This window comes from Streptomyces sp. NPDC053665 (assembly GCF_055585285.1).
This window is the reverse complement of sequence record NZ_JBVJKK010000002.1, coordinates 675,404-697,566: the sequence shown is the minus strand read 5'-3', so window position 1 is coordinate 697,566 and position 22,163 is coordinate 675,404. Positions and strand designations below refer to the sequence as shown.

16 protein-coding genes are annotated in these 22,163 nt (G+C 73.3%); 13 read left to right on the top strand and 3 right to left on the bottom strand.

Annotated elements, in window-relative coordinates; all coding sequences use genetic code 11:
• The first annotated feature begins 207 nt into the window (after positions 1-207).
• The 9 genes from leuS to ACZ6ZN_RS10645 all read left to right on the top strand — a co-directional run bounded on the left by leuS (position 208) and on the right by ACZ6ZN_RS10645 (position 12,034).
• Positions 208-3,081, top strand: a complete 2,874-nt coding sequence (leuS, locus tag ACZ6ZN_RS10685) for a leucine--tRNA ligase (RefSeq protein ID WP_469644982.1) — start codon at positions 208-210, stop codon at positions 3,079-3,081.
• A gap of 161 nt (positions 3,082-3,242) precedes the next feature.
• Entirely contained in the window at positions 3,243-3,992 is a 750-nt protein-coding gene (locus ACZ6ZN_RS10680; RefSeq protein WP_469644979.1) for a hypothetical protein, read from the top strand.
• A 72-nt stretch (positions 3,993-4,064) separates the two neighbouring features.
• Positions 4,065-4,910, top strand: coding sequence for a DegV family protein (locus ACZ6ZN_RS10675; protein ID WP_451877197.1), 846 nt, complete (start codon positions 4,065-4,067; stop codon positions 4,908-4,910).
• Between the two features lie 771 nt (positions 4,911-5,681).
• Positions 5,682-6,521 (top strand): ComEA family DNA-binding protein, encoded by an 840-nt coding sequence (locus ACZ6ZN_RS10670; RefSeq protein WP_469644978.1) that lies wholly within the window; start codon positions 5,682-5,684, stop codon positions 6,519-6,521.
• Positions 6,518-9,187: a ComEC/Rec2 family competence protein gene (locus tag ACZ6ZN_RS10665; protein WP_469644976.1), complete on the top strand. Its 2,670-nt coding sequence runs from the start codon at positions 6,518-6,520 to the stop codon at positions 9,185-9,187. The genes ACZ6ZN_RS10670 and ACZ6ZN_RS10665 overlap by 4 nt, the downstream gene beginning before the upstream one ends.
• A gap of 4 nt (positions 9,188-9,191) precedes the next feature.
• Complete coding sequence (locus ACZ6ZN_RS10660; RefSeq protein ID WP_469644974.1) at positions 9,192-10,022, top strand: arylamine N-acetyltransferase family protein; 831 nt, start codon at positions 9,192-9,194, stop codon at positions 10,020-10,022.
• 112 nt (positions 10,023-10,134) lie between these two features.
• Positions 10,135-10,380, top strand: coding sequence for a hypothetical protein (locus ACZ6ZN_RS10655; RefSeq protein ID WP_398110388.1), 246 nt, complete (start codon positions 10,135-10,137; stop codon positions 10,378-10,380).
• 61 nt (positions 10,381-10,441) lie between these two features.
• Entirely contained in the window at positions 10,442-11,431 is a 990-nt protein-coding gene (gene holA / locus ACZ6ZN_RS10650; protein WP_469644971.1) for a DNA polymerase III subunit delta, read from the top strand.
• A gap of 207 nt (positions 11,432-11,638) precedes the next feature.
• Positions 11,639-12,034, top strand: a complete 396-nt coding sequence (locus ACZ6ZN_RS10645) for a nuclear transport factor 2 family protein (protein ID WP_451877192.1) — start codon at positions 11,639-11,641, stop codon at positions 12,032-12,034.
• A gap of 261 nt (positions 12,035-12,295) precedes the next feature.
• Here the strand turns inward: ACZ6ZN_RS10645 and rpsT are convergent, their stop codons facing one another.
• Positions 12,296-12,562: a 30S ribosomal protein S20 gene (gene rpsT / locus ACZ6ZN_RS10640; protein ID WP_359191700.1), complete on the bottom strand. Its 267-nt coding sequence runs from the start codon at positions 12,560-12,562 to the stop codon at positions 12,296-12,298.
• A gap of 228 nt (positions 12,563-12,790) precedes the next feature.
• Here rpsT and lepA point away from each other — a divergent pair, with 228 nt between their 5' ends.
• The 4 genes from lepA to hemW all read left to right on the top strand — a co-directional run bounded on the left by lepA (position 12,791) and on the right by hemW (position 20,434).
• Complete coding sequence (lepA, locus tag ACZ6ZN_RS10635) at positions 12,791-14,659, top strand: translation elongation factor 4 (RefSeq protein WP_398110391.1); 1,869 nt, start codon at positions 12,791-12,793, stop codon at positions 14,657-14,659.
• 264 nt (positions 14,660-14,923) lie between these two features.
• On the top strand, positions 14,924-16,798 hold the full coding sequence (locus ACZ6ZN_RS10630; protein ID WP_469644967.1) for an AMP-dependent synthetase/ligase: 1,875 nt from the start codon (positions 14,924-14,926) through the stop codon (positions 16,796-16,798).
• Positions 16,799-17,074: 276 nt separating this feature from the next.
• Entirely contained in the window at positions 17,075-19,174 is a 2,100-nt protein-coding gene (locus tag ACZ6ZN_RS10625; RefSeq protein ID WP_469644964.1) for a SpoIIE family protein phosphatase, read from the top strand.
• Between the two features lie 27 nt (positions 19,175-19,201).
• On the top strand, positions 19,202-20,434 hold the full coding sequence (hemW, locus tag ACZ6ZN_RS10620; protein ID WP_451877189.1) for a radical SAM family heme chaperone HemW: 1,233 nt from the start codon (positions 19,202-19,204) through the stop codon (positions 20,432-20,434).
• A gap of 50 nt (positions 20,435-20,484) precedes the next feature.
• On the opposite strand, the gene ACZ6ZN_RS10615 is transcribed toward hemW, so the two are convergent.
• Positions 20,485-21,288: a DUF3097 domain-containing protein gene (locus ACZ6ZN_RS10615; protein ID WP_469644961.1), complete on the bottom strand. Its 804-nt coding sequence runs from the start codon at positions 21,286-21,288 to the stop codon at positions 20,485-20,487.
• Positions 21,289-21,319: 31 nt separating this feature from the next.
• Positions 21,320-22,051: an MBL fold metallo-hydrolase gene (locus ACZ6ZN_RS10610; protein WP_469644957.1), complete on the bottom strand. Its 732-nt coding sequence runs from the start codon at positions 22,049-22,051 to the stop codon at positions 21,320-21,322.
• Positions 22,052-22,163: the final 112 nt, after the last annotated feature.

The following is a 22,163-nucleotide window of genomic DNA, read 5'->3' as shown; positions in this document are numbered from 1 at the left end:
GCGCGTCGCGGTGCGCTGAGGGCCTGCGGTACCCTGACGCCATGCGTGCCGTACGCCTTCTGCTTAGCGGGCCGCGCTGATCAGTCCCGGCCACCGGACGACACGAGTGGCCGGAATCGGCGCGGCGTCCCCTCCTGTGCGAGGGGATTTTTCGTTTCTCGAACCAGACAGCCGCAGGCAGAGACGATCGATGGAGCTTTGAGGATCATGAGCGAGACGAACCCCGCCGCCGCCTCCGAGGTGGCGGCGCCGCACCGCTACACGGCTGCCATGGCTGCCGACATCGAGGCGCGCTGGCAGGACTTCTGGGACGCCGACGGCACCTACGCGGCGCCCAACCCCACGGGCGACCTGGCCGGCGACCCGGAGACCGTCGCCCGGCCCAAGAAGTTCATCATGGACATGTTCCCGTACCCGTCCGGTGCGGGCCTGCACGTCGGCCACCCCCTGGGCTACATCGCCACGGACGTCTTCGCCCGCTTCCAGCGGATGACCGGCCACAACGTCCTGCACACCCTGGGCTTCGACGCCTTCGGCCTGCCCGCGGAGCAGTACGCGGTGCAGACCGGCACGCACCCGCGCGTGTCCACCGAGGCCAACATGGAGAACATGAAGGCGCAGCTGCGCCGGCTGGGCCTGGGCCACGACAAGCGCCGCTCGTTCGCGACGATCGACCCGGACTACTACAAGTGGACCCAGTGGATCTTCCTGCAGATCTTCAACTCCTGGTACGACCAGGACGCCCGCCGGGCCCGTCCGATCGCCGAGCTGGTCGCCGAGTTCGAGTCCGGTGAGCGGCCCGTACCGGGGCACACGCGCGCGTGGAGCGAGCTGAGCGCCGCCGAGAAGGCCGACGTCCTGGGCGGGTTCCGGCTGGCCTACGCCTCGGACGCGCCGGTCAACTGGTGCCCCGGCCTGGGCACGGTGCTGGCCAACGAGGAGGTCACCGCCGAAGGCCGTTCCGAGCGCGGCAACTTCCCGGTCTTCAAGGCCAAGCTGCGTCAGTGGAACATGCGCATCACGGCCTACGCCGACCGGCTGCTGGAGGACCTGGACGCGCTGGACTGGCCCGAGGCCATCAAGCTGCAGCAGCGCAACTGGATCGGCCGCAGCGAGGGTGCCCGCGTCGACTTCCCCATCGACGGCGAGCGCATCACGGTCTTCACCACCCGTCCCGACACCCTGTTCGGCGCCACCTACATGGTGCTGGCGCCCGAGCACCCGCTGGTCGAGAAGTTCACCCCGGCCGCCTGGCCGGAGGGCACCCACGAGGTGTGGACCGGCGGCCACGCGACCCCGGCCGAGGCCGTCGCCGCCTACCGCGCGCAGGCCGCGTCCAAGTCCGACGTGGAGCGCCAGGCCGAGGCCAAGGACAAGACCGGCGTCTTCATCGGCGCCTACGCGACCAACCCGGTCAACGGCGAACGGGTCCCGGTCTTCATCGCCGACTACGTGCTGATGGGCTACGGCACCGGCGCGATCATGGCCGTGCCGGCCGGCGACCAGCGCGACTTCGAGTTCGCGCGCGCCTTCGAGCTGCCGATCCACTGCATCGTCGAGCCCACCGACGGCCGCGGCACCGACACCGCCACGTGGGAGAACGCCTTCTCCTCCTACGACGCCAGGATCATCAACTCGTCCAACGACCAGGTCAGCCTGGACGGCCTGGGCGTCGCCGAGGCCAAGGCGCGCATCACGGAGTGGCTGGAGCGGACCGGCGTCGGCGAGGGCACCGTCAACTTCCGCCTGCGCGACTGGCTGTTCAGCCGCCAGCGCTACTGGGGCGAGCCGTTCCCGATCGTCTACGACGAGGACGGCATCGCCCACGCGCTGCCCGAGTCGATGCTGCCGCTGGAGCTGCCCGAGGTCGAGGACTACAGCCCCCGCACCTTCGACCCGGACGACGCCGACACCCAGCCCGAGACGCCGCTGTCGCGCAACGAGGACTGGGTCAACGTCACGCTGGACCTGGGCGACGGCCCGAAGAAGTACCGCCGTGAGACCAACACCATGCCCAACTGGGCCGGTTCCTGCTGGTACGAGCTGCGCTACCTGGACCCGCACAACAGCGAGCGCCTGGTCGACCCCGAGATCGAGCAGTACTGGATGGGGCCGCGCGAGGGCATGCCGCACGGCGGTGTCGACCTGTACGTCGGCGGTGCCGAGCACGCCGTGCTGCACCTGCTGTACGCCCGCTTCTGGTCCAAGGTGCTGTACGACCTGGGCCACGTCTCCTCCGCCGAGCCGTTCCACAGGCTGTTCAACCAGGGCATGATCCAGGCCTACGTGTACCGTGACAGCCGCGGCATCGCGGTGCCGGCCGCCGAGGTCGAGGAGCGCGACGGCGCGTACTGGTACCAGGGCGAGAAGGTCTCCCGGCTGCTGGGCAAGATGGGCAAGTCCCTGAAGAACGCCGTCACGCCCGACGAGATCTGCGCCGAGTACGGAGCCGACACCCTGCGCCTGTACGAGATGGCGATGGGCCCCCTGGACGTCTCGCGGCCGTGGGACACGCGCGCGGTGGTCGGCCAGTTCCGGCTGCTGCAGCGGCTGTGGCGCAACATCGTCGACGAGGCGACCGGCGAGGTCACCGTCGTCGACGCCGAGCCGGACGAGGACACGCTGCGCGCCCTGCACAAGGCGATCGACGGGGTGCGCGGGGACCTGGAGGGCATGCGGTTCAACACCGCCATCGCCAAGGTCACCGAGCTGAACAACCACCTGACCAAGACGGGCGGGGCCGTGCCCCGCCAGGTCGCCGAGCCGCTGGTGCTGATGATCGCGCCGCTGGCCCCGCACATCGCCGAGGAGCTGTGGCGCAGGCTGGGCCACACCGACTCGGTGGTCCACCGGGACTTCCCGGTGGCCGACCCGGCGTACGTCGTCGACGAGACGGTGACCTGCGTGGTGCAGATCAAGGGCAAGGTCAAGGCGCGGCTGGAGGTGCCGCCGTCGATCTCCGACGACGAGCTGGAGAAGGTCGCGCTGGCGGACGAGAAGGTCGTCGCGGCGCTGGGCGGCGCCGGGATCCGCAAGGTCATCGTGCGCGCGCCGAAGCTGGTGAACATCGTCCCGGCGTGAGCGCCCGGACTCCGCGGCAGCCGTGGGGATGACCTGCCGGTCGTCCCCCATGGGTCCCCTACGGGCAGGTTCGGGGTTCTTCCGGAACTCCGGACCTGCCTGTTGCGTTTACCGTGGAGAGCGATGTGAGGTGTGCCGCGGCGCCCTGAGGAGGAGCCCTTGTGGAAGCAGTGATCGCAGTCTTCGCCCTGCTCTTCGTGCTTCTCGTCGCGCTCGGCGCGTACGCCACCGTGAAGGCCGTCGGCGCCGCCAAGCGCAGCGTGGACCGCGGCATCAGCCAGGCCCGCCGCACGGTCGAGGACCACACCCTGCGGGCCAAGTCCCTCGCCCAGACCGGCGCCGCGGGAGAACTCGCCCAGCTGCGGCTGAAGCTGCGCACCTCCATGCGCGCCACCCAGGACGCGCTGAACGCGGCCGCCACCGACGACGAGTCCGTGAAGGAGTCCCTCGGCCTCTTCCAGCGGCTCGGTGTGCACGGCCACGAGCTGGACGGTGAGCTGAAGCGCCTGGAGTCGGAGCCCGACCGCGCCACCCTGCGGGAGCGCCTGCCCGAGCTGCGTGAGCGCACCGAGCGCATCACGCAGTCGGCGGACGCGCTGCGCTGGGCGGTCCGCGACCGCGCCCACCGCTTCTCGGGCGACGACCTGGACACCCTCAGCGCGCAGATCGACGTGGAGGCCGGCGCCCTGCGGCACTGGACGGCGGCGCAGGCCCCGCCCGCCGCCCCGGCCCCGCAGGGCGCGAGCGGGACGGGGAGGGCCGGCGAGACCTCCGCCACCGGGCAGACCCGGCCCGGGACCACGCGGTCCGGCGCGGAGCAGGAGCCGGGGACACGACCCGCCATCACGGCGCCCGCACCCCGCCCGACCTACCCCTGGCAGAAGAAGCCCCGCCCCGAGAGCACCACTTGATCCGGCCACGCGTGCCCCGGCGCCCCGGGGCCGGGCTGCCGCACGGCCACTACGGCAGGTAACCTCCAGCTCATGTCCCGCCATGTCGCGATCGTCACCGATTCAACGGCCTACCTGCCGGCCCGGACGATGGAGCGGCACGGCATCACCGCGGTCCCCCTGACCGTGGTCCTCGGCGACCGCGCCCTGGAAGAGGGGACTGAGATCTCCACCCGGGCCCTCGCCCAGGCTTTGCAGAAGCGGCGCCCGGTGACGACCTCGCGGCCCGCGCCCGCGGTCTTCGAGGAGACCTACCGCGAGGTCGCCGAGTCCGGCGCCACGGGCATCGTCTCCCTCCATCTGTCCGCCGAGCTGTCCGGCACCTATGACGCGGCCGTTCTCGCCGCGCGCCGGGCGCCGGTGCCGGTGCGGGTGGTGGACACCGGCATGATCGCCATGGCACTCGGCTTCTGCGCGCTCGCGGCGGCGGAGGCGGCCGAGTCGGGCGGCACGGTGGACGAGGCCGTCACGGCCGCGGAGAAGCGGGCCGCGGGCACCTCCGCCTACTTCTACGTGGACACCCTCGACTACCTGCGCCGGGGCGGCCGTATCGGTGCGGCACAGGCCCTGCTCGGTTCGGCGCTCGCGGTCAAGCCGCTGCTGCAACTGGCCGACGGGCGGATCGAGCCCCTGGAGAAGGTGCGCACCGCGTCCAAGGCCATCGCCCGCCTGGAGGAGATCGCGGCCGACCGCGCGGGCAGTGCGCCCGTGGACGTCGCCGTGCACCATCTCGCCGCCCCCGACCGGGCGTCGGCCCTCGCCGACCGGTTGCGGACGCGACTGCCCGGGCTGGCGGATCTGCATGTCAGCGAGGTCGGGGCGGTGATCGGGGCGCACACCGGGCCCGGGCTGCTGGGGGTCGTGGTCTCGGCTCGGTGAGCGCGGTGGGCGCATCACGGCTGTGAGGGGCGAATCACCCCTGCTGGCGGGTCACCCCTGTGAGGGGCGGAGTTGTCCACAGCCTGTGGGTTGTCCACGGGATTCGACCAAGATCATCGCGGGTGGGCCGGTGTGGCCGATCCTCCTCGCATGGCACTTCGATCACGTTCACACGCGGGGCCGGCGACCAGTGGGCCGGGCCGGGGGCCGACGTCGGACGGACGCGTACGGCACCGCAGGGACCGGCGGCACCGGTTCGGCATGCGCGGGGGAGCCGGGCGAACCGGACTGACCGAGCGATCCGAGCGATCCGAGCGATCCGGGCGATCCGGGAGGCGGGGTGCGCATGCGCGCGCCTCGGAGGAGGAACTGCGGCGGCGGGCGGGGCTGTTGTTCGGCGGGTCTGCGGGGCCTGCTGAAGAGGCAGGGCGGCGACGGGAGTCGGGGCAGAGGCCGCCGCCGGGTGCCGCCCCTGCCGGGGAGGTTCCGAGGGGCGGGCAGCGGACCGGGCGCGGAGATCACGGGGCGGCTTCCGACCAGAGGGTGGTCGTCGAGGACAGGGCGGGGGATGCGGCCGGGGTCGAGCGCCGGGGGCTGGGCCTGGGCGGCTCGGCGGCCCGGGGATGGGGTGGGCTTGCGGTGGAGGGGCGGGGAGGTCCGGCAGTCGGGTCGCGGGGCGGCCTCGTCGCCGAGGGCCGAAGCGGGGTGGTGAGCGGCCCGGGTGCCGGGGGCCGGGCTGGTGCCGTTGCCGAGGGCCCAGGCGGTTTCCCCGTGCGGGGGACCTGGCGTGAGCGGTCCGGGCTGGCCCTGCGGGAGCGCATGCCGGTGTGGATGCAGGCGCGGTGCGGTCTGGAGCGGCGCAGCGTCCTCGGTCTGGCAGCGGTGCTGGTGCTCGCCGCGACGTTCGCCGCGCAGCACTTCTGGTCCGGCCGGACCGAGACCGTACGGCCGCCGGAGGTGGTGAGGGCGGCGGTTCCCTACGGGCAACAGGACGAGTCCGGAGGGGCGGGGGAGGCGCTCGGGTCCGGCGGCGCGGGAGCGGCCGAAGGCGCGTCCACCGGCTCCGCCGCTGCTGCTTCCGCAGGGGCGGCGGGCGGGGCGGCGAAGGCCGGGGCCGGGTCCGGGGCTGGGGCTGGGGAGATCGTCGTGGACGTCGGGGGCAAGGTCCGCGAACCGGGGATCCACCGGCTGCCGGCCGGCTCCCGGGTCGCGGACGCCCTGCGTGCGGCGGGCGGGGTGAAGCCGGGCACCGACACCGACGGCCTCAACCGCGCCCGCTTCCTCGTGGACGGTGAACAGGTGCTCGTCGGCGCGCCGAGCTCGGGAGCGGGCGGCGCACCACCCGGGGGAACCGCCGGGACGGCCGGGGCGGCAGGGGCGGCGCCTCCGGGCGGCGCGGCGAACGGCTCGGCTCCGACGGCTCCCGTCTCGCTCAACACCGCCACCCTCGACCAGCTCGACACCCTTCCGGGCGTCGGGCCGGTGCTCGCGCAGCACATCGTCGACTACCGCACGCGCCACGGCGGTTTCCGCTCCGTGGACGAGCTGCGCGAGGTGAACGGCATCGGCGACCGTCGCTTCGCCGACCTGCGCGCCCTCGTACGGCCATGAGGCACACGGCCGGCACACCGGTGGCCCCGGACGAGGTCGCGCCCGCGCAGCCCCGCCCGGCCCGGTCTGCCGTGCACGCCGCCTCCGGCCATCGGCTGGGCAGTTCCCGCCCTCGGCAGGAGGGTCCGACCGACCTGCGTCTCGTGCCGCCCGCGCTAGCGGCCTGGGCCACGGCGGCCCTCCTGCTGGACGCACCACCCGGCTGGGTCGTGGGCCTGGTGACGGGCTGTCTGGCCGCTGTCGCGCTGCTGCCGTGCGCCCGGCGTTTCGGAGTGCCGTCCTGGGCGCGGGCGTCGGCCGCCGCGGTGCTGCTGTGCGTGGCCGCTGCCGCCGCGTCGGCCGGACTGCACGGAGCGGATCTGCGCCGGGGGCCGGTGCCCGGTCTGGCACGGGAGTACCGGTCGGTGTCGGCGGAGGTGGAGCTGACCTCCGATCCGCGGCTCAGCAGGCCGAAGGTGAGGGGTGATCACCTCGTTCCGACGGTCGTGCTGATCGACGCGGAGGTGCGCCGCGTGCACGAGCCGGGTGGAGCGGCGGTGGCGACGCGGACGCCGGTGCTGCTGATCGTCGACGTCAGGGCGTCGACACCGCACCGGGCCGTCGACGGGCCGGCGCCCTCGCCGTGGCTGGGGCTGCTTCCCACGACGCGGCTCCGGGTGGAGGCACGGTCGGCGCCCGCCCTGACGGGCGGTGACCGGATCGCGGCCGTCCTGCGGGTGCGCGGAAAAGGTCCACCGCAGGTGGTGCGGGAGCCGTCCCGTTCCCAGCGGCTCGCCGGGCGGTTGCGGGCCGGGTTGCGGGAGGCGACCGAGGGGCTGCCCTCGGACGCCCGGGCCCTGCTCCCCGGTCTGGTCGTCGGGGACACCTCGCGCGTCACCCCCGAGCTGGAGGAGGCGTTCAGGGAGACGGACCTGACCCACACGCTCGCCGTGTCCGGGGCCAACTTCACCATCCTGCTCGCCCTGCTCCTCGGCCCGCCGGGCCTGGCCCAACGGGCCGAGCGGCGAGGGCTCGCGCCGCGGCTCGGCATCTCCCTGCGCGGGACGGCCGTGCTCGGCGGCGCGCTCTCCCTCGCGTTCGTCGTGGTGTGCCGGCCGGACCCGAGCGTGGTGCGGGCCGCGGCCTGCGGAGCCGTCGCGCTGCTCGCCCTCGCCACCGGCCGCCGCAGATCCATGATCCCGGCGCTGGCGACGGCGGTCCTGCTGCTGGTGCTCCACGACCCCTGGCTGGGGCGCAGTTACGGGTTCCTGCTCTCCGTGGTGGCCACCGGCGCCCTCCTCACGCTCGCGCCCCGCTGGAGCGCCGGGCTGCGGCGGCGAGGGGTGCCGCCGAGGCTCGCCGAGGCACTGGGCGCCGCGGCGGCCGCGCAGGCCCTGTGCGCGCCCGTCGTCGCGGTGCTGTCAGCGCGGGTGAGCCTGGTGGCGGTGCCGTGCAACCTGCTCGCCGAGATCGCGGTCGCGCCGGCGACCGTCCTGGGCTTCGCCGCCCTGGCCACGGCCCCGGTGGCGATGCCGGTGGCCGAGGCGTTCGCGTGGTGCGCGCGGTGGCCCGCGGGGTGGATCGCGTCGATCGCCCGGACGGGGGCCGCGCTGCCCGGCGCGGGAGTGGACTGGCCCGGGAGCTGGGCGGGGGCGGCACTGCTCGGCGTTGTGACGCTCGTCCTGGTGCCGGTCGGGCGGTGGCTGCTCCGCCGCCCCTGGTGGTGTGGGGCCTGCGGGGTGCTGCTGGTGCTGGCCGTGGTGCAGCCGCCATCGCTCACCCGCACCCTCACGGGCTGGCCGCCGCCGGGCTGGCGGATGGTCATGTGCGATGTGGGTCAGGGCGACGCCATGGTGCTCGCCGCGGGGGACGGTGCCGGGGTGATGGTGGACGCGGGGCCCGACCCGTCCCTCGCCGACCACTGCCTGCGCGACCTCGGCATCACCCGTCTCCCGCTGATCGTCCTCACCCACTTCCATGCCGACCACGTCGCGGGCCTGCCCGGGGTGCTGCGCGGGCGGGACGTGGGGGCGATCACCACCACGGGTCTCGAGGAGCCGGCGGACCAGGCCGCGTTCGTGCGGAGACAAGCGGCGCTGCGGCGGGTGCCCGTGACGCGGGCGGCGGCGGGGGAGCAGCTGCGGGCGGGGGAGTTGTCGTGGCAGGTGGTGTGGCCGCCCCCGAGTGCGCCCCCGAGTCCACCCGTGAGCCCACCGCCCAGTCCGCACTCGAGTCCGCACTCGAGTCCGCCCGGGGGCCCGCCCGAGAGCAGGCTTCCGGACGTGCCCCCGCAGCCGCTCCCGGCCCACCCGGTACCGGAGGGTCCGAACGACGCCAGTGTGGCCATGCTGGTCCGGTCCGGCGGACTGCGGATGCTGTTGCTCGGCGACCTGGAGCCCCCGGCCCAGCGGGCGCTGGCCCGGTCACCGGCCGCCCGGGCACTGGCAGGCGTGGACGTGCTGAAGGTCGCCCACCACGGCTCGGCGTACCAGGACCCGGGCCTGCTGCGCCGGGTGGCCCCGCGGCTGGCCCTCATCTCCTGCGGCGACGACAACCCCTACGGGCATCCCGCCCCCGGCACGGTCGGGGCGCTGCGCGCCGGGGGCGCGGTGGTCCTGCGCACGGACCGGGACGGCGCCCTGGCGGTCACGGGTGAGGACGGAGAGCTGAACGTGGCGCGAGACTGAGGGCATGAATCCAAGTCAGGTTGATGCGTATCTGCGCCGTCTCGGAGTCGAGCAGCCGGCGTGGCCCACCGTCGACGCACTGCGTGAGCTGCACCTGCGGCATCTGCAGACGGTGCCGTTCGAGAACCTCTCGGTCCACCTCGGTGAGGAGATCGTGCTGGAGGAGAAGCGGTTGCTGGACAAGGTGGTGGGGGCGCGCCGGGGCGGATTCTGCTACGAACTCAACGGAGCCTTCGGGGCGTTGCTCGCCGCGCTCGGGTACGACGTGGTGCTGCTGGCGGCGCGGGTCCACGGGGACGGGGAACTGCTCGGGATCCCGTACGACCATCTCGCGCTGCGGGTGCGCACGGTGGACGCGGGGGACTGGCTGGCCGACGTCGGGTTCGGGGCGCACAGCCATCTGCCGCTGGCGTTCGGCGAGCGTGGTGAGCAGGAGGATCCGGGGGGCACGTTCCGGATCGTCGAGGCGGGGCCGGACGCGGCCGGGGTGCGCGGCGGGCACGAGGCCGCACAGGCTGCGGACCTGGAGGTGGTCCGCGACGGCCGGCCGCAGTACCGCCTGGAGGTGCGGCCGCGGGTGCTCGGCGACTTCGCGGCCGGGGCGTGGTGGCACCGGACGTCGCCGGAGTCGCACTTCACACGGTCGCTGGTCTGCTCCCGCGTGACGGAGGAAGGCGGGCGCATCACGCTCGGCGGGCGGAAGCTGACGGCGACGGCCGCCGACGGGACGCGGGAGGAGCGGGAGCTGGGGACGGACGAGGAGGTGCTCGCGGCCTACCGGGAACGGTTCGGGATCGAGCTGGCCGCGGTGCCGGCCCTGCGCGTCCCCGCATAGCGCACCGCCCTGCACCTAGCCTCTGCCCCGCCCAAGCCCGGCTCCCTGTCCACCCCTGCTCCGCCCGGGGCCGGGAGCCGGGTCCGGGGTGCCGTGCCGGACAATGTCCGGCGTGAGTGACGTGCGACATGTGCTGGTGCTGCCCGACCGGGACGCGGCCGAGGAAGTGGTGGAGGCGCTCGGGGAGCGGTTCGGCATCGCCGAGGAGCCGCGGCTGGTGCGGGACGCCCTGGCCGGTGAGGACGACGCCGAGGACGCGCAGTGGCTGGTCGTCCTGCGCGACGAGGAGGAGCGGCTGGACCCGGCGGAGCTGGACCGGTTCGCCGGGGAGTGGGAGGGCTGGCGGGAGGAGCCGTAGGCCGGTCCGCGGATCCGGCCTTCCCGGCTCGCTGTCACCGCTGCGTGGGATGCTTGTCGCGATGCCCAGGAAGAGTGCGAACGACGACCCCCTTGCGCCGGTGACCCTTGCCGTCGGCCAGGAGGACCTGCTGCTGGACCGCGCCGTGCAGGAGGTGGTGGCCGCCGCGAAGGCCGCCGACGCGGACACGGACGTGCGGGACCTCGCGCCCGACCAGTTGCAGCCCGGCACGCTCGCCGAGCTGACGAGCCCGTCGCTGTTCGCGGAGCGCAAGGTCGTCGTCGTGCGCAACGCGCAGGACCTGTCGGCCGACACCGTCAAGGACGTGAAGTCCTATCTCGCCTCGCCCGCCGAGGAGATCACCCTCGTCCTGCTGCACGCCGGCGGGGCCAAGGGCAAGGGCCTGCTCGACGCGGCCCGCAAGGCCGGGGCCCGCGAGGTGGCCTGCCCGAAGATGACCAAGCCGGCGGACCGGCTGGCGTTCGTGCGGGCGGAGTTCCGCACGGCCGGGCGGTCGGCCACCCCGGAGGCGTGCCAGGCGCTCGTCGACGCGATCGGCAGCGACCTGCGGGAGCTGGCGTCGGCCGTCTCGCAGCTGGTCGCGGACGTCGAGGGGACGATCGACGAGGCGGTCGTCGGGCGGTACTACACCGGGCGGGCGGAGGCGTCGAGCTTCACGGTCGCCGACCGGGCCGTCGAGGGCCGGGCCGCGGAGGCCCTGGAGGCGTTGCGCTGGTCGCTGGCGACCGGCGTGGCACCGGTGCTGATCACGAGCGCCCTGGCGCAGGGCGTCCGCGCCATCGGGAAGCTGTCGTCGGCCCGCGGGGGTCGGCCGGCGGACCTGGCGCGGGAGCTGGGCATGCCGCCCTGGAAGATCGACCGGGTGCGGCAGCAGATGCGCGGGTGGACCCCCGACGGCGTGGCGGTGGCGCTGCGGGCCGTCGCCGAGGCGGACGCGGGAGTGAAGGGCGGGGGCGACGACCCCGAGTACGCCCTGGAGAAAGCGGTCGTCACCATCGCCCGGGCGGCCCGTTCCCGGGGCCGCGGCTGACGCGCGCGGCGGTTCGGTACACCGGCGGACGCGGTCGTGAGGCAGGGCCGGCCGACGACGGGGACGCGCCGCCGTTCGCCGGCCGGGTGCGGCCGGAGTGTCGCGGCGGGGACCGGCCCTCTCCCCACGGTGCCGCCGGACCCGGCCGGAGGGACAATCGAAACAGTCAGCCGTACGTCGCCGAGTCAGCGAAAGGTGGCGAGGACCATGGCTGAACACCCGCACGCAGCGCTCGTCCGCAAGGGCTACGAGGCCTTCTCGCGCGGGGACATGGACACCTTGCGCGGGATGATGGCCGCCGACGCCACGCACCACGTGCCCGGTGACCACCCGTTGTCGGGGGACTTCAAAGGGGTGAACGCGATCATCGAGATGTACGAACGGCTCGGCGCGGAGACCCAGGGAACGATGCGTGCCGACCTGATCGGCATCGCGGTCGACGGTCGCGGCCACGCGGTCGGGATGACCCGCTTCACCGCCGAGCGCAACGGCAGGCACCTCGACGACACCGGGTGCATCGTCTTCCGGATCGTCGGCGACAAGGTCACCGACCTCGACGAATGCGTCGAGGACATCGAAGCGAACAACGAGTTCTGGTCCTGAGGAGACCGGCCCGGAAAGCCGAAGGCCGGGGGCCCGGAAAGCCGAAGGCCGGGGGTCCGGAAAAGCCGAAGGCCGTGGCGGCCCGGAAAAGCCGAAGGCCGGGGGTCCTCCCATGGGGAAGGAGGACACCCGGCCGTTCGGTTCACGCTGCTGGATCCGCGCCCGCGTGGCGAACGCAGGCCGCGCGCGGATCCGAAAGGGTGCCGGACGGGAGCGGATGAGAGAGGGCCCGCTCGATTCCCTCCGGCGTCACATCAGATGTCAGCCCTTGAGCGCGGTGACCTTCTGAGCCAGCGCCGACTTCTTGTTGGCGGCCTGGTTCTTGTGGATGACGCCCTTGGAGACGGCCTTGTCGAGCTGACGCGCGGCAGCGCGCTGGTACTCGGTGGCCTTCTCGACGTCACCCGCGGCAGCAGCCTCGCGGGCCTTGCGGATCGCGGTCTTGAGGGAGGACTTGACGGCCTTGTTGCGCAGCCGCGCCTTCTCGTTGGTCTTGATCCGCTTGATCTGGGACTTGATGTTCGCCACGAATGAGCCTTCTCAGGTTCTGGCACGGCACCGCTCGGGCCCCGTACCGGTGATTTCTTGAGTCGTGCCTCCTGCGAGAGGGCATGAGGCACAGCCACCCAGGCTACCAGCGCGGCCTTTCCCGGCCCAAACCCGTCCGTGGTCCGCACCCGTGGGACCATGGAGGCTACGTATCGATCCGACCCGAGACCGCAGACACTGCGGACGCCTCAAGAATCAGGACCCTGCGTGCCCGCGATCCCCAGCCACGTGCCCGAGCCGAGCCGTACCGACCCGGCTCTGATCCGCAACTTCTGCATCATCGCGCACATCGACCACGGCAAGTCCACGCTCGCCGACCGGATGCTCCAGCTGACCGGAGTGGTCGAGCAGCGGCAGATGCGCGCCCAGTACCTCGACCGCATGGACATCGAGCGCGAGCGTGGCATCACGATCAAGTCTCAGGCGGTGCGTCTGCCGTGGGCCCCGACCCACGACAAGGGCAACACGCACATCCTGAACATGATCGACACCCCGGGGCACGTCGACTTCACCTACGAGGTCTCGCGGTCGCTCGCCGCCTGCGAGGGCACCATCCTCCTGGTGGACGCCGCCCAGGGCATCGAGGCGCAGACCCTCGCCAACCTGTACCTGGCGATGGAGAACGACCTCACGATCATCCCCGTGCTGAACAAGATCGACCTGCCGGCGGCGCAGCCCGAGAAGTTCGCCGAGGAGCTCGCGCACCTCATCGGCTGCGATCCGGGCGACGTCCTCAAGGTGTCCGCCAAGACCGGTGTCGGCGTCGACGCGCTGCTGGACAAGGTCGTCGCCGAGGTGCCGGCCCCGGTGGGTGTCGCGGACGCCCCCGCGCGCGCCATGATCTTCGACTCGGTCTACGACTCCTACCGCGGTGTCGTGACCTACGTCCGCGTCATCGACGGGCAGCTCAACAAGCGCGAGCGCATCAAGATGATGTCCACGGGCGCCACGCACGAGCTGCTGGAGATCGGCACCAACTCGCCGGAGATGCTGCCCGCCGACGGACTGGGCGTCGGCGAGGTGGGCTACCTGATCACCGGCGTGAAGGACGTCCGCCAGTCCAAGGTCGGTGACACGGTCACCAGCCAGTCCAAGGGCGCCACCGAGCCCCTCGGCGGCTACAAGGACCCCAAGCCGATGGTCTTCTCGGGGCTGTACCCGCTCGACGGCTCGGACTACCCGGAGCTGCGCGAGGCCCTGGACAAGCTCCAGCTGAACGACGCCGCGCTGGTCTACGAGCCGGAGACCTCCGCCGCGCTCGGGTTCGGCTTCCGCGTCGGCTTCCTGGGCCTGCTGCACCTGGATGTGATCCGCGAGCGGCTGGAGCGCGAGTTCGGGCTCGACCTGATCGCGACCGCGCCGAACGTGGTCTACCGCGTCGTCATGGAGGACGGCAGCGAGCACACGGTCACCAACCCGAGCGAGTTCCCCGAGGGCAAGATCTCGGACGTGTACGAGCCGGTCGTGCGGGCGACCATCCTCGCGCCGAGCGAGTTCATCGGCTCGATCATGGAGCTGTGCCAGACCCGGCGCGGCACCCTGCTCGGCATGGACTACCTCTCCGAGGACCGGGTCGAGATCCGCTACACGCTGCCGCTCGCGGAGATCGTCTTCGACTTCTTCGACCAGCTGAAGTCCAAGACCCGCGGCTACGCCTCGCTCGACTACGAGCCCACCGGCGAGCAGACCTCCAGCCTGGTCAAGGTCGACATCCTGCTGCACGGCGACAAGGTGGACGCCTTCTCGGCGATCACCCACAAGGACCAGGCGTACGCCTACGGGGTCCGGCTCGTCGCCAAGCTCAAGGAGCTCATCCCGCGGCAGGCCTTCGAGGTGCCGGTCCAGGCCGCCATCGGCTCGCGGGTCATCGCCCGCGAGACCATCCGCGCCATCCGCAAGGACGTCCTCGCCAAGTGCTACGGCGGTGACATCTCCCGGAAGCGGAAGCTGCTGGAGAAGCAGAAGGAGGGCAAGAAGCGGATGAAGATGGTCGGTTCCGTGGAGGTTCCGCAGGAGGCGTTCATCGCCGTCCTGTCGAGCGATGACAGTGCGGGGTCGGGCAAGGTCAAGAAGTAACCGCCGATTACCGCGGGTTACACCGCAAACCGGGTAGAACAAGGGCCCGTCGTGCGAAAGCGCGGCGGGCCCCGGTGCGTCCGCGGGGTAGCTCTCTGTACGAAGTGACAGGCCGCGGCCCCTTACGCAGGAACGGGCCGACCTTTACTCTGATCCCCTGCTCGATAGTTACTCACCAGTTAAACAACAGGCGTGACCTGCAGCTCGTGAGGACCAACCAGCCGCACCTGAGCCAGCCGCGCTGTCGCGGGCCCGGAGGATGTCGTGAGCGACACACAGACCTTGATCGAGAACCGTCCGCCCTCCGTGGCGGGCCTCTTCCTGGAGCGCGTGGCCGCCACGCCGGACGCCGAGGCCTACCGGTATCCGGTTCCCGCGGCCTCGGGCGAGGGGCCGGACGAGTGGAAGTCGCTCACCTGGGCGCGGGCCGCCGAGCGGGTCTACGCCATCGCCGCGGGCCTGATCGAACTGGGCGTGCAGCCCGAGCAGCGTGTCGCCCTGGCCTCCAGCACCCGCATCGAGTGGATCCTGGCCGACCTCGGCATCATGTGCGCCGGTGCCGCCACCACCACGGTCTACCCGCAGACCAACGCCGACGAGTCGGCGTACATCCTGTCGGACTCCGAGAGCCGGGTGCTCATCGCGGAGAACGCCGAGCAGCTGGCCAAGGCCAAGGAGAAGCGCGCCGAGCTGCCCGCGCTGACCCATGTCGTGGTCGTGGACCCGGCCGGCGCGGAGAGCGCCGACTGGATCCTCACCCTCGACGAGCTGGAGAAGCGCGGCGCCGCCCGGCTGGAGAAGGAACCCGAGCTGATCAAGGAGCGGGTCGGGGCCATCACCAAGGACCAGCTCGCCACGCTCATCTACACCTCCGGCACCACCGGCCGCCCCAAGGGCGTGCGGCTGCCGCACGACAACTGGTCGTACATGGCCAAGGCCATCGCCGCGACCGGGCTGGTCAGCGGCGACGACGTGCAGTACCTGTGGCTGCCGCTCGCGCACGTCTTCGGCAAGGTGCTCACCTCCGGGCAGATCGAGGTCGGGCACGTCACCGCCGTGGACGGCCGGGTCGACAAGATCATCGACAACCTGCCGGTGGTCCAGCCGACGTACATGGCCGCCGTGCCGCGCATCTTCGAGAAGGTCTACAACGGGGTCGCCGCCAAGGCCCGGGCGGGCGGCGGGGCCAAGTACAAGATCTTCCAGTGGGCCGCCGAGGTCGCCCGCGAGTACGCCAAGGTCTCGCAGGACAACTTCCGGCGCACCGGCACCGCGACCGTGCCCTTCGGGCTGAAGACGAAGCACAAGGTCGCCGACACGCTGGTGTTCGCCAAGATCCGGGAGGCGTTCGGCGGCAACCTGCGGGCCTGTGTGTCCGGCTCGGCCGCCCTGGCCCCCGAGATCGGCTACTTCTTCGCCGGCGCCGGCATCCACGTCCTGGAGGGCTACGGCCTCACCGAGTCCTCGGCCGCGTCCTTCGTCAACCCGGGCGAGGCCTACCGCACGGGCACGGTCGGCAAGCCGCTGCCCGGCACCGAGGTGCGCATCGCGGACGACGGCGAGATCCTGCTGCGCGGCCCCGGCATCATGGAGGGCTACCACAACCTGCCCGAGAAGACCGCCGAGGTGCTGGAGCCGGACGGCTGGTTCCACACCGGCGACATCGGGGAGCTGTCCGCCGACGGCTACCTGCGGATCACCGACCGCAAGAAGGACCTCATCAAGACCTCGGGCGGCAAGTACATCGCCCCGGCGGAGGTCGAGGGGCAGTTCAAGGCGGTGTGCCCGTACGTGTCCAACATCCTGGTGCACGGCGCCGATCGGAACTTCTGCACGGCTCTCATCGCCCTCGACGAAGCGGCGATCACCGAGTGGGCCAAGGAGAACGGCCTGGAGGGGAAGCCGTACGCGGAGATCGTGGCGGCGCCGGCGACGGTCGAGATGGTCGACGGGTACGTGAAGCAGCTCAACGAGGGGCTTCAGCGGTGGCAGACCATCAAGAAGTTCCGGCTGCTGCCGCGGGACCTCGACGTGGAGCACGGCGAGATCACGCCGAGCCTGAAGCTGAAGCGGCCGGTCGTGGAGCGGGAGTACAAGCACCTGATCGACGAGATGTACGAGGGGTCCCGCGAGGCGTAGTCCGCCCCGGGTGACCCGTTCCGGGCCGGCGCCGCGCAGGCGCCGGCCCTTCGTCGTGCCACCGGCCGTTCGCCCCCCGGCGGGCGGGGCGAGCGGGTGATGACGCCCGGGTGCTCGGATCCGACCGTCTTTCGACCGTTCTTCGACCACATCCGTAGCACTCTTCTCACTCATGGCGGCCTTCTTCGGTAACTCCGTGCTTATGGGCGTGGCCGGTCTGTCACCCTGTCGGCATCGACTGTGGCGTATTCGTACGAACTGCCCGGGGAGCCGTCCATGGGGGCCATTCCGACGCAACGGGAGACCGTCTCCCGTGCATCGCAGGCGCCTGCGCATGCCCGGGAGCCGGCCGTGCCCGCGCAGGAAGGGCTCGCCGAGCCCGCCGCCGGGGAGCCCGCGCCCGCCGCGCAGGCGCTCGCGGTGACACACGCGCGGGCGTACGCCACCCTGCCGGGCAGCTCCCTCGCTCCGGGCGCCGCCCGCAGCCTGCTGCGCACCGCCTTCGCCGAGTGGACGGAGGCGGGCCTGCCCGGGTCCGAGCACCTCGGCGAGCGCCTGGCCGCCGACGCGCGGCTCGTCGTCAGCGAGCTCGTCACCAACGCCGTCGTGCACGCCGGAACTGACGTCGAGCTGGAGTGCCGGCTGGAGGGCGACGCGCCGGACACCGTCGCGCTGGTCGTGGAGGTCTGCGACCACCACCCCTCCCGCGCCCCGCGCGGCGCCGGACCGGACCCGTCCCACGAACCCCCCGAGTACGGGCGCGGCCTGCGGCTCGTCGGCGCGCTGTCCGAGGCGTGGGGGATCACCTACCGCACCGGCCGCAAGACCGTGTGGGCACGGCTGCCCGCGGCGGGATGCGCGGCGGAGGCACAGGCCGAGGCGTACGCCGGGGAGCACGCGCTGGCGCGCGACCTGCGGGTCGCGGAGAGCCTCGCGCCCGGGCCGCCGGGACCCGCCGGGCCCGGGGAACGGACCCGGCGGAACGATGCGCCACACGCGGACGGCCCGGCCGGGCCCCGTGACCAGGCCGGGCCCGGTGACCAGGCCGGCCCGGGCGACCGCTGGGAGCGGCACGGGGAACAGGACGACGGCTGGCTGGGCCGCGGGGCGCTGTCCTTCCTCGCGGAGGCCTCCGACCTCCTCGCGGGACAGCTCGACGAGGACCTGGTCGCCGCCCTCACCGGGCAGCTGATCGTGCCGCGGCTCGCCGACTGGTGCGCGATGTGGATGGAGGACGAGGCGACCGGCGGCTGGAGCGGTGCGGACGGGCCCGGCCTCGGCCGGGTCTGGCACGGCAGCGAGCACCGCGTCGAGGAACTGCGCCGGGCCCTGGAGAAGGAACCCCCGCAGCCGTCCGACCCGTCCCGCCCCGGGCCCGCCGCCTACCACTGGCCCGGTGAGGCCCTCGGCGAGCCCGGGGCGGCCCTGGCGTACCGGCTGGTCGCGGGGGGACGGCCGCTCGGCACGCTCGTCGTCGGACGGTCGGGGGCGTCCGGTTTCCCCGACGAGATCACCGGCCTCGTCGAGGACCTCAGCCGCCGTGTCGCGCTCGCCGTGGGCGCCGCCCGCCAGTACGCCCGCCAGGCCACCATCAGCGCCGTGCTCCAGCGCGGACTGCTGCCCGGCGCCGTGGCCGAGATCCCCGGCGTGCGCAGCGCGCTCGTCTACGAGCCCTGCGACAAGGGCGGACCCAGCGGCGACTTCTACGACCTGTTCCCGGCCGGCGACGGCCGCTGGTGCTTCGCCGTCGGTGACGTCCAGGGCAAGGGCCCCGAGGCGGCCGTCGTCATCGGCCTGGCCCGCCCCTGGTTGCGCCTGCTGGCCCGCGAGGGCTACCGCGTCGCCGACGTCCTCGACCGCCTCAACCAGCTGCTGCTCGACGACGCCACCGAGGCCGCCGACGCGGCGGCCCGGGCGCTGGTCGCCGCGGGAGCGCGCCCGACCCCGCCCGGCGACGGTCCCCAGACCCGCTTCCTGTCCCTGCTCTACGGCGAACTGGTCCCCTTCGACGGCGGGGTCCACTGCACGGTCGCCTCCGCCGGGCACCCCCTGCCGCTGCTGCTCGGGGCGGGTGGCGAGGTCGAGCCCTGCGCGCAGCCGCAGACCCTGCTGGGCGTCGTCGAGGACGCCACGTACACCAGCGAGAGCTTCGACCTGCGTCCCGGGGACACGCTGCTGTGCGTCACCGACGGCGTGACCGAGCGCCGCTCCGGTTCCCGGCAGTTCGACGACGGGGACGGGCTCGCGGCGGCGCTGGCCGGGTGCGCCGGGCTCCGGGCCGAGCTGATAGCCGAGCGGATCCAGCAGCTCGTGCACGACTTCGGGGAGCGGCCCCCGGCGGACGATCTGGCGCTGCTGGTGCTCCAGGCGGAGTGAGCCCGCCGGTGCTGGACAATGGAAGGCATGCCTTCCGCACTCCCCGACGGCGAGCCCGTCCCCGCCGACGGCGCGCTGCCCGCGTCCGCGCTCGCCGGGGCCGCCGACCGCCCCCTCGGGTTCTACCTGCACGTCCCCTACTGCGCGACCCGCTGCGGCTACTGCGACTTCAACACCTACACGGCGACCGAGCTGCGCGGCACCGGCGGCGTGCTCGCCTCGCGCGACAACTACGCCGGGACGCTGGTGGACGAGGTCCGGCTGGCCCGCAAGGTGCTGGGCGACGACCCGCGGGCCGTGCGGACGGTGTTCGTGGGCGGGGGCACGCCCACGCTGCTGGACGCCGAGGACCTGGTCCGGATGCTGCGGGCGGTCCGCGAGGAGTTCGGACTCGCGCCGGACGCCGAGATCACGACCGAGGCGAACCCCGACTCGGTGGACCCGGCGTATCTGGCGGCCCTGCGCGAGGGCGGCTTCAACCGGATCTCCTTCGGCATGCAGAGCGCGCGGCAGCACGTGCTGAAGGTGCTGGACCGCACCCACACGCCCGGGCGGCCCGAGGCCTGCGTCGCCGAGGCCCGGGCGGCCGGGTTCGAGCACGTGAACCTGGACCTGATCTACGGCACGCCGGGGGAGTCCGACGACGACTGGCGGGCCTCCCTGGACGCGGTGCTGGGCGCCGGACCCGACCACGTCAGCGCGTACGCCCTGATCGTCGAGGAGGGCACGCAGCTCGCGCGGCGGATCCGCCGGGGCGAGGTGCCGATGACCGACGACGACGTCCACGCCGACCGGTACCTGATCGCCGACGAGGTGCTCTCCGGCGCCGGGTTCGACTGGTACGAGGTGTCGAACTGGGCGACCTCCGAGGCGGGCCGGTGCCTGCACAACGAGCTGTACTGGCGGGGAGCCGACTGGTGGGGCGCGGGACCCGGCGCGCACAGCCACGTGGGCGGCGTGCGCTGGTGGAACGTGAAGCACCCGGGGGCGTACGCGGCCGCGCTGGCTTCGGGGAGGTCGCCGGGGGCCGGGCGTGAGGTGCTGTCCGACGAGGACCGCAGGGTCGAGCGGATCCTGCTGGAGCTGCGACTCCGGGAGGGGGTGCCGCTGTCGCTGCTGCGGGAGGAGGGGCTTGCGGCGTCCCGGCGGGCGCTGTCCGAGGGGCTGCTCCAGGACGAGCCCTATGCGCAGGGGCGGGCAGTGCTGACCCTGCGCGGGCGGTTGCTGGCGGACGGGGTCGTCCGGGACCTCGTGGACTGAGCCGCCCGGGCCGGGGCGTCGCCGCCCCCGCGCGGCGCGCATGCCCGCGGCTAGGGGGCCGTCACGAAGTCGATCAACTCCTCCACCCGGCCCAGCAGCTCCGGCTCCAGGTCCTTGTACGAGTGGACGCACGACAGGATCCGCTGCCAGGCCGCGCCCGTGTTCTCCGGCCAGCCCAGCGCACGGCACACGCCCGTCTTCCAGTCCTGGCCGCGCGGGACCCGGGGCCAGGACGCGATGCCCAGGGCCGACGGCTTCACCGCCTCCCAGACGTCGATGTACGGGTGGCCCACGACCAGCGCGTGCTCGCTCGTCACCGACTCGGCGATGCGCCACTCCTTCGAGCCCGGCACCAGATGGTCGACCAGGACGCCGAGGCGGGCGTCCGGGCCGGGTGCGAAGGAGTCGACGATCGACGGCAGGTCGTCCACGCCCTCCAGGTACTCCACGACCACGCCCTCGATGCGCAGGTCGTCGCCCCAGACCTTCTCCACCAGCTCGGCGTCGTGCCGCCCCTCGACGTAGATGCGGCCGGCCCGGGCCACGCGGGCGCGTGCGCCGGGGACCGCCACTGAGCCGGAGGCCGTACGGCTGGGGCGGGCCGGAGCACCCGGCGCGGGGCGGACCAGCGTCACCACCTTGCCCTCCAGCAGGAAGCCGCGCGGCTCCATCGGGAACACCCGGTGCTTGCCGAAACGGTCCTCCAGGGTCACCGTGCCCGCCTCGCAGCGGATCACCGCCCCGCAGAACCCGCTCCCGGGCTCCTCCACCACCAGGCCCGGCTCGGCCGGGACCTCGGGAACCGGCTTCGGCTTCTTCCACGGCGGGGTCAGATCGGTCGAGTACTGGCGCATTCGCACGACGATAGGGAAAGCCGCCGGACGCTCACGACGACACGCCGAAACGCGCGGCCAGCGCGTCGCGTTGGGCGCGGACGAACGCCGCGTCCACCACCGCTCCGTGACCGGGCACGTACAGCGCGTCCTCGCCGCCCAGGGCGAGCAGGCGGTCCAGGGCGGCCGGCCACCGCGCGGGCACGGCGTCCGGACCCGCCTGCGGCTCACCCGACTCCTCGACCAGGTCGCCGCAGAACACCACCTCGGGATCGCCCGGCACCAGCACGGCCAGGTCGTGCGCGGTGTGTCCCGGGCCCACGTTCGCCAGCAGCGCCTGCCGGCCGCCGCCCAGGTCCAGGGTCCACTCGCCGGAGACCAGGTGCCCGGGCGGAGCCAGCCGTTCCACCGCCTCCCGGGCCGCTGAGGCCGCCAGGCCCTGGCGCACCGCGTCCTCGCGCAGCTCCTCGCGGTCCCGCGCCCGCGACAGCACCGCGTCCACGCCCACCGCGCCGAAGACCTCGGTGTCCGGGAGCGCGGCCGCGCCGAGGACGTGGTCGAAGTGGGGGTGGGTCAGCGCGAGATGTGTCACACGCCGACCGGTGAGCGCCCGCGCCTGCGCACCCAGCCGCGCGCCCTCGGCGAGGCTCGACCCCGCGTCGATCAGGAGGACCGCCCCCTCGCCGACGACCAGCCCGATCGTGCAGTCCCACACCGGCAGCCGGCACCGCCCCACACCCGCGGCCACGCGCTCCCACCCGAGGTCTTCCCAAGTCACCGTCATACCGGGACGCTAGCGGTGCGCCCCGCCCGCGGCACGACGCCGCACGACCAGCCTTGCCGGGGGCGTACCCCACCGCCGTACACTGGGCCGGGGAATGCTGGCACTCGCACGC

Coding starts and splice junctions, on each gene's coding strand:
- leuS (WP_469644982.1), top strand. CDS start 208: ATGAGCGAGACGAACCCCGCCGCCGCCTCCGAGGTGGCGGCGCCGCAC.
- ACZ6ZN_RS10675 (WP_451877197.1), top strand. CDS start 4,065: ATGTCCCGCCATGTCGCGATCGTCACCGATTCAACGGCCTACCTGCCG.
- ACZ6ZN_RS10665 (WP_469644976.1), top strand. CDS start 6,518: ATGAGGCACACGGCCGGCACACCGGTGGCCCCGGACGAGGTCGCGCCC.
- ACZ6ZN_RS10660 (WP_469644974.1), top strand. CDS start 9,192: ATGAATCCAAGTCAGGTTGATGCGTATCTGCGCCGTCTCGGAGTCGAG.
- holA (WP_469644971.1), top strand. CDS start 10,442: ATGCCCAGGAAGAGTGCGAACGACGACCCCCTTGCGCCGGTGACCCTT.
- ACZ6ZN_RS10645 (WP_451877192.1), top strand. CDS start 11,639: ATGGCTGAACACCCGCACGCAGCGCTCGTCCGCAAGGGCTACGAGGCC.
- ACZ6ZN_RS10625 (WP_469644964.1), top strand. CDS start 17,075: ATGGGGGCCATTCCGACGCAACGGGAGACCGTCTCCCGTGCATCGCAG.
- hemW (WP_451877189.1), top strand. CDS start 19,202: ATGCCTTCCGCACTCCCCGACGGCGAGCCCGTCCCCGCCGACGGCGCG.
- ACZ6ZN_RS10615 (WP_469644961.1), bottom strand. CDS start 21,288: ATGCGCCAGTACTCGACCGATCTGACCCCGCCGTGGAAGAAGCCGAAG.
- ACZ6ZN_RS10610 (WP_469644957.1), bottom strand. CDS start 22,051: ATGACGGTGACTTGGGAAGACCTCGGGTGGGAGCGCGTGGCCGCGGGT.